Below are 6127 nucleotides of genomic sequence, written 5' to 3'. Positions count from 1 at the left end.
CCAGCAAAGCCGGGACGCTTAGCGTACGTTTTCGACCATCCTCTCACCGGTCCCCGTATTGCCTCAAACGGCGATAGCCTAAAGTGGAGAGTTTTATTTTGGGAGATCAGGAATGAACATCGGGATGAAGACGATCATGGCGTTGTCAATTGCTCTGCCCGCCGCGGCGTGGGCGCAGTCTGACGCTCGAGCCGCTGATGCGCGCGCCGTGAAGGCTGTGCTGTCGTCGTACAAGAAGGCGATCGAAAAGCTTGACGCCGCTGGAACCGAGCGACTGTTCACGACCAACGCGCAGATTTTCGAGACAGGAGCATCTGAGGGCAGCTACACCACGTACTTGGCTCATCATCTCGGTCCCGAGCTGAAGCAGTTCAAATCGTTCCGTTTCTCAGACTACAAGGTCGACGTCCGCTTCGAGGGACCGGTTGCCCTTGCAACCGAAACCTACCGTTACCGGATTCAGCCCAAAACCGGTGAGGCGGCCGAACGGCTCGGTGTTGCCTCAAGCGTACTTAAAAAGGTGGGCGGCAGCTGGAAGATCGTGTCCATGCACAACAGTGCTCGTAAGCCGAAGGGAAGCTAATGGAGGTAGGCGGAGGCTGGTGCGTGAACGTATTTCTCAGCAGGGATTAACGACTCAGGGAGGTGCTTTCGGGATTGCGCTACACCGGCATGCTCATAATGTCCTTGTAGGCGGACAGCACTTTGTTGCGAACCTGCAACGTCGCCTCGAATGCGATTGAGGACTCCTGCCGCGCAAGCATCACCTTCGCGATGTCGGTTTCCTCTCCGCGTTCGTAGGCAACCGTCAAAGCACCAGCGCGCGCATTGATCGCATTAATTTTTTGAAGCTGCGTCTGAAAAGTAGCGGCGAAGCCGCCTAGATCGGCGTGTCCTGATTGCGAAACGGCCGCCGCTCCGCCCACGCCTGAGACAGAATTTGGGCTATCCGCCTTTCCCAGCGCGGTGTGCATCGCTGCGTCAAAAGCCGCTCCTTTCGCAGCCCCGGACACGGAGACAGAGTTCGGGTTGCTTGCTACGTTCCGAAGCGCCGCGTTCTTGTCGAGGACAGCGTTCCGCAAAGCCATGACATCATTGATGGAGATGCTGCTCATATTTTACCTCGGTGCGCCTTCAGCGCACCGACATGTCGCATTGAAACCGTTATGGCATGGTTAATTGAACTTAGTACTGATTGCCTATTCATGAAGCTATGCACCGATCCCTCGCGCAACGTCTCGTCGCGGATAGGTTCGAGGGTATTGTCTTGATACCAGCGTCGCCCCTCGATCCGGCTCCCGGTGCGAAGCACGCCGGTCGCATAGGCAGCGCGGTCCGCATCATCCATCATAGGGTCGCACCAGCGCCAGCGCCGTTTCGTGGGGCCCGTCAAGCTATGTGGTGAAGTCACGCAGATGGAGGATTACCGGCATCGCCTTGGGATGCCATGGCGAGACGATCGCGTTCGGCGAAGGCGTAGGCTTCGCTACGCACAGTCGGTCGCCATATGCCGACGAAGAACGCGATCGGCTCATTGGGGATCAAGAACCACATCTGCCGGGGCTTGCCATCGTCGCCAGTCCCGCCCTCGGGGTGGGGTCCGGCGAAATGGGTGAACGGGACAAGGCAGCGCCGCTCCGGGTTGGCGAGCGACGGCTTCCACATCGATGAAGCGAGGTTGCGGCCATGGGTCACATACTTGTCCAGCTTCACGACCGGGTCGCGCTTGCTCGGCGCCTGGATCGCGAAGCCCCATTCCATCGTGACCGGCTCCAATGGCCGGTTGCCCGGCGACGATCACCGCACGCCCAGGCGCACCGAGGGGTCTTCTTCTCGGTAGGGAAGACTTCGCGCGGCACCGGGGAGGTCTCATCCCCAGGATTGGCAGACGTATCGCTAAAGCGATCCCCGGCAATGGGGTGCGGGTTCGATCCCTGCCGCTGACGTTAAGACCGAGCAAGACGGATCATGGATGTCAAAAATCGCGACTACGCGGTTTTAATCAAGAGAACGCAATAAAAGTTTAGCGTGAGTATTTTGCGCTCTCGATCTGATATTTCCCAACCCGGAAATGAAGTTCTTTGAAGCATGGAGGGTTGATATCAATTCTGAATGCCGGAAGCAGGCACTTTGAGATATTCGACACGAAGGTGACAACTCACGTTTCATCTGTGACGGTGACCGTATCAGGTTTCACGACCGCATCTCCTTGCGTTGACAATCCGGTTCCCGCTTGCGGCGGGGACCGCAATCACACAACCGATTGCACATTCCCCCGTCCTCCAAAAGCTGTCAGCGACTCCGGTCCTTATCGCGCGGTGCTGGCGCTTGCGCCGGGGTCGCGCGGCCGATTTTGACGTCCAGCGATCCGCCCGCTTTGATCCGATCGGCGACGAGCTGGCGCGTCGACTCCGCGATGGCTCCGACCATGCGCGCGCTCTCGCCCCGATCGCGCGCGGTCTTCATGGCCGCGTCGACGATTGCCTGGGCGGGCGCAAGGCGCGGATCGGCTTGGTTCTTCTCCGGCGTGTTCTTCAGGAACAGCTCGGCAAGCCGCTCCTGCCCCGGCGAGTGACCAGGGGGCAGGATCGGCCGCTCCAGCGACCGCACGGCGCGCTGGAGCTGGGCCGGCTGCTGGTTGTTGATTTGAACACCGAGTGCTGCGCCGATCTCCCGCACGCGCTCCAACGGCGTCTGCTGCGGCGTCACGACGGCATCGACCTGACGGACACCTAGATAGGTGAGAAGGTGCGATTGATAGATCGGCCCTTTGGCATGGCGGACATAGGCGAGTTCGGTGCGCGCGTTGGCGATGGCGGGGGAGGGGGCACCCTCCTTAATCAACCCACGCAGCCGATCGGCCGCCTGTTGGCGAGCGGCCGGCAAATAGCGTTCCAGCTCCTCGCGCGCCTTGGTCAGCGTCACGCGGTAGCGTTGCCCCTCGGGCGGCGCGCGCTTGGGGAGCATGGCGATCCCTGCGGGGCCAATCCGCGCCTCGGGCGCGAGGTCGCGCTTGATCGCCGCTGCGGAGAGAACCGCCGCCATTCCGCGATGATCGCCGGTAAGAAAGCCGTGACGGGACGCCTCCATCCAACGGTCCTTGTCGATCGCGGCGATGCGGATCGGGTGGCCGGCTTCGCGGGCGAGCTGGGCGGCATGGTGGCGCATGGTGCGCCCGTTCCCTTCGCGGAAGGGATGAATGGCGTTGATCTCGTTGATGTGGTTGCCGAGCCGATCGAAAAACTCGTCGCGAGGAAGCACCCGCAAGCCGCTCTGCGCTCCTACCTCGGCGAACCGCTTGTCGAGTTCGCGCGCGATGTAGGGGACGGCGGCGAAGCTCGATCCGCCCTTGGCGATGTTGACGGTGCGGTCCTGGCCTGCCCAATCGTAGAGGTCTTGGAACAGGTGTTTGTGAAGGGCACGGTAGCCGTCGGCGGTGGCTGGAAAGGTCAGGCGCGCAGCCTCCGCGCCGCGCGCCTGCGTCAGTCGTCGTTCGGCCTCGGTAAGCGTTTTGTCTTCCGTAATCCCGAGCCGGTTACGAAGCGTCTCGGTGCCGGGATATGTATAAGGATCGCTTGCCAAGGTCAGGCAGCGATCTGGCGGGTTCCGGGCTGATAGAGACTGAGGATAATCGAGGGCATGAGGGCGGGCGGAACGCCCTCGTCGAGCATCATCGAGAACATCGCGTCCTCGTCGATGGTCGGGGTCATATCCTCGATAACGAGATTGGCACGGGCTTCCGCTACGTCCTCGCGCCAAAGCGCAACCTGTTCAGGGCTGCCGCGCTCGAAATCCATCTGGCGGATGCGCTCGCGCAGCGTTTCAAGATCGATCTGGGCCATCGCGGTCATCCTTTCTGCTCATAACCCTACGCCTTCCAACGCGATTCCTCAACAAATCACGTGCGATAAGAGCCGGTCGGTGCGTCGCGATCCGCGCTCGCTTGAACGCGGATCGCACGCCGGGGACGTCAGTATTCGCTCGCGAGCATGATCGTCAGCACGCGCTTGGTCTGTTGCTCATCCCACGGCGCTTCGCTGCCATAGGTAAGCGTGTTGTCGTAGTAGTCCACCTTCCAGAAAACGGTTTCGGCGATTGCCTTGTCGTCGCTCGGTCGCTCCTGCGTCCACGTTCCCGTCGCGAGCCGATAAACCGCGCCGAAATCATGTTCTCCGTGAGGATCGTTGTCGCCGGTGAATTGCGAGAAGCCGACGATCGCCGCCAGCGCCGCGAAGCGATCCGCGTCGGGGAGAGACTGGAAACCCAGCGTGACGTTGGCGATGGATGCGGTGCCCGGTTGGCTCCGGGCTAGGTCATTAAGGCGACGGATGGTGTCGAGTTGTTCGGGGCTGCACATCACTGATCCTCCTTCTGGCATGGGCCGCAAGGCCGCTCGGCCTCACGGCCCTGCCTGTCCGGCGAGGACGGGATGGGGAGGGGGAGCGAGAATCTACCGCTGGTGCGGGCGAGCCGCCTAGCGCGGCCGAAGCCTCCGGCGACGGGTGCCGCGGTTGGCGGATTACACGGGCGGTCGATTGTCGTTCGGGAACGAAAGGGCAGCGCCCTTGGTGTTCCCCTAGCGCCGGTCGCGCGCATCGCGATCGGCGAGAGTTGCGCGGTGCGGATCTCCGCACGGCACTATCGCGCGCAAGCGCGCCCCCGTCAGGAGGGCGCGTTGCGTGCGTCGCGGGCGGCGATCACCAGATCGACGATACGCGGCTGATGGAACAGCTCGCCACGCTCGACAACACCGAGACCGGGACCATCGAGAACGTCGCGGATGCGATCCTGCACGACCTCCTCCAGGTCTCCGGCGAGAAAGGTCGTAGGGCCGGTCCAGCGTGGCGCGGACCTCATGCCAACCGATCGCGCGATACTCGTCGGCGATACCGTCCAGCTTGTCCTCCGCCAGTTCCTGCACAAGCTCGGGATGGTCGGCAAACCCCTCGGCCCCTTGGCTGAACAGGTCTACCGTGATCGTCCCGCCCTTCGCCTCGTAGGCGTCGCGCCCGACGAAGATAAACGCGCCGCTGGTGGTGTCCACCTTCTCGGTGGTGAGCATCCGCCGGATGGTGTGGGCGTGGCCGTTCGCCGCCTTGCATACCTTCACCTGTTGGTCGTGGTCGTCAGTGAGGGTGAGCGCGCGCGCCGCCTCAAGCGACAACTGGTCCTTGGCGATCAGGTCGATCAGCGCCGGTGCCAGCGCGGAAAGGCGAAGCATCTTATAGACGAAGCTGACCGCCTGACCGAACCGGGCAGCGATTTCCTCGGCGTCCATGCCGGTATCGCGTAGCGCCGCAAAGGCGCGGATGCTGTCTGCCGGGTGCATGTCCTCGCGCTGGAAGTTCTCCGCGAGCGACAGTTCGATGGCCTCTTCCTTGGTGCGGACCTCGACGGGAAACGCGTCGCTGTTCTTGATCTGCTTGCGCTTCGCCAGTTCTTTGAGGCCGCGATAGCGCCGCCCTCCGGCGAACACATAGAACAGGCCCTCGTCCTCATAGGCGACAAGGTTTTGCAACAGGCCGTGCGCGGCAATGTCGTCGGCCATGCTCTCGACGGCGGAAGGCTTCACGCGCCGCTGATTGAGCGGGGAAAGGCGAAGCTGCGACAGCTTGACGGTGATGATACCCATGATGATGCTCCTGATCTGAATAAGGTTCGGTGATGGGGGAGGGGTCAGCCTTCGAGGCTCGCGAGTTCGTCAAACTCGGCCGATGCGCGCGCCGCGCCGTCCCCTGCGTAGGTCGCGCCGGAACGCGGATAGAAGAACACGCGCTCGCCACGGCGGTAGGGGGTGCCGTCCGCGCTGGTCCCGTCCACATTGGCCCGTTTCCAGTAGGGATCGCCCTTGTATCGGGTGTAAGCCATTCTCTTTCCTCCTTCTTCCTGCGGCTGAAAGCCGGTTGCCGCAGCAACCGGGTCTGCCTCTCCGGCGAGGAGCGGGATGGGGAGGGAGGAGGAAAATCGATGGCCTGGTGCGGGCAGGCCGCCCTAGCGCGGCCGACGCCCCTTAGGGCGTCGGGTGCCGCGCTTGGCGGACCACACGGGGCCGTCTATTTTCCTTCGGGAACGAAAGGGCAGCAGCCCTTGGTGTTCCCCGCGCTGGCGGGCCTCCGGGGGAGGGCCG

The 6127-nt window shown here is 62.7% G+C and carries 8 protein-coding genes; 1 reads left to right on the top strand and 7 read right to left on the bottom strand.

The window, feature by feature from the left end; all coding sequences use genetic code 11:
• The first annotated feature begins 112 nt into the window (after window positions 1-112).
• Complete coding sequence (locus tag Q0U08_RS16805; protein ID WP_053003295.1) at window positions 113-583, top strand: nuclear transport factor 2 family protein; 471 nt, start codon at window positions 113-115, stop codon at window positions 581-583.
• Window positions 584-662: 79 nt separating this feature from the next.
• Here Q0U08_RS16805 and Q0U08_RS16800 read toward each other — a convergent pair whose 3' ends face one another.
• The 7 genes from Q0U08_RS16800 to Q0U08_RS16770 all read right to left on the bottom strand — a co-directional run bounded on the left by Q0U08_RS16800 (window position 663) and on the right by Q0U08_RS16770 (window position 5868).
• Complete coding sequence (locus Q0U08_RS16800) at window positions 663-1115, bottom strand: flagellar hook-basal body complex protein FliE (protein WP_042469180.1); 453 nt, start codon at window positions 1113-1115, stop codon at window positions 663-665.
• 292 nt (window positions 1116-1407) lie between these two features.
• Complete coding sequence (locus tag Q0U08_RS16795) at window positions 1408-1761, bottom strand: hypothetical protein (RefSeq protein WP_231738854.1); 354 nt, start codon at window positions 1759-1761, stop codon at window positions 1408-1410.
• A gap of 531 nt (window positions 1762-2292) precedes the next feature.
• Window positions 2293-3582 (bottom strand): Fic family protein, encoded by a 1290-nt coding sequence (locus Q0U08_RS16790; protein WP_042469182.1) that lies wholly within the window; start codon window positions 3580-3582, stop codon window positions 2293-2295.
• A 2-nt stretch (window positions 3583-3584) separates the two neighbouring features.
• Window positions 3585-3842, bottom strand: a complete 258-nt coding sequence (locus Q0U08_RS16785) for a hypothetical protein (RefSeq protein WP_042469301.1) — start codon at window positions 3840-3842, stop codon at window positions 3585-3587.
• A 128-nt stretch (window positions 3843-3970) separates the two neighbouring features.
• The gene (locus tag Q0U08_RS16780) at window positions 3971-4357 is read right to left on the bottom strand and encodes a DUF3768 domain-containing protein (protein WP_042469183.1); all 387 of its coding nucleotides are present in this window, start codon (window positions 4355-4357) and stop codon (window positions 3971-3973) included.
• Between the two features lie 219 nt (window positions 4358-4576).
• Window positions 4577-5632, bottom strand: a complete 1056-nt coding sequence (locus Q0U08_RS16775; protein WP_298092746.1) for a ParB/RepB/Spo0J family partition protein — start codon at window positions 5630-5632, stop codon at window positions 4577-4579.
• 44 nt (window positions 5633-5676) lie between these two features.
• Entirely contained in the window at window positions 5677-5868 is a 192-nt protein-coding gene (locus tag Q0U08_RS16770) for a hypothetical protein (RefSeq protein WP_042469189.1), read from the bottom strand.
• Window positions 5869-6127: the final 259 nt, after the last annotated feature.

Source organism: uncultured Sphingomonas sp. (assembly GCF_946477935.1).
GTDB lineage: Bacteria > Pseudomonadota > Alphaproteobacteria > Sphingomonadales > Sphingomonadaceae > Sphingomonas.
This window is presented reverse-complemented; position numbering and strand designations above follow the sequence as displayed.

Excerpts from the sequence above, each read along its gene's own strand:
- Q0U08_RS16770 (WP_042469189.1), bottom strand. The coding sequence starts at position 5,868 with ATGGCTTACACCCGATACAAGGGCGATCCCTACTGGAAACGGGCCAAT.
- Q0U08_RS16785 (WP_042469301.1), bottom strand. The coding sequence starts at position 3,842 with ATGGCCCAGATCGATCTTGAAACGCTGCGCGAGCGCATCCGCCAGATG.
- Q0U08_RS16805 (WP_053003295.1), top strand. The coding sequence starts at position 113 with ATGAACATCGGGATGAAGACGATCATGGCGTTGTCAATTGCTCTGCCC.
- Q0U08_RS16795 (WP_231738854.1), bottom strand. The coding sequence starts at position 1,761 with ATGGAATGGGGCTTCGCGATCCAGGCGCCGAGCAAGCGCGACCCGGTC.
- Q0U08_RS16780 (WP_042469183.1), bottom strand. The coding sequence starts at position 4,357 with ATGTGCAGCCCCGAACAACTCGACACCATCCGTCGCCTTAATGACCTA.
- Q0U08_RS16800 (WP_042469180.1), bottom strand. The coding sequence starts at position 1,115 with ATGAGCAGCATCTCCATCAATGATGTCATGGCTTTGCGGAACGCTGTC.
- Q0U08_RS16775 (WP_298092746.1), bottom strand. The coding sequence starts at position 5,632 with ATGGGTATCATCACCGTCAAGCTGTCGCAGCTTCGCCTTTCCCCGCTC.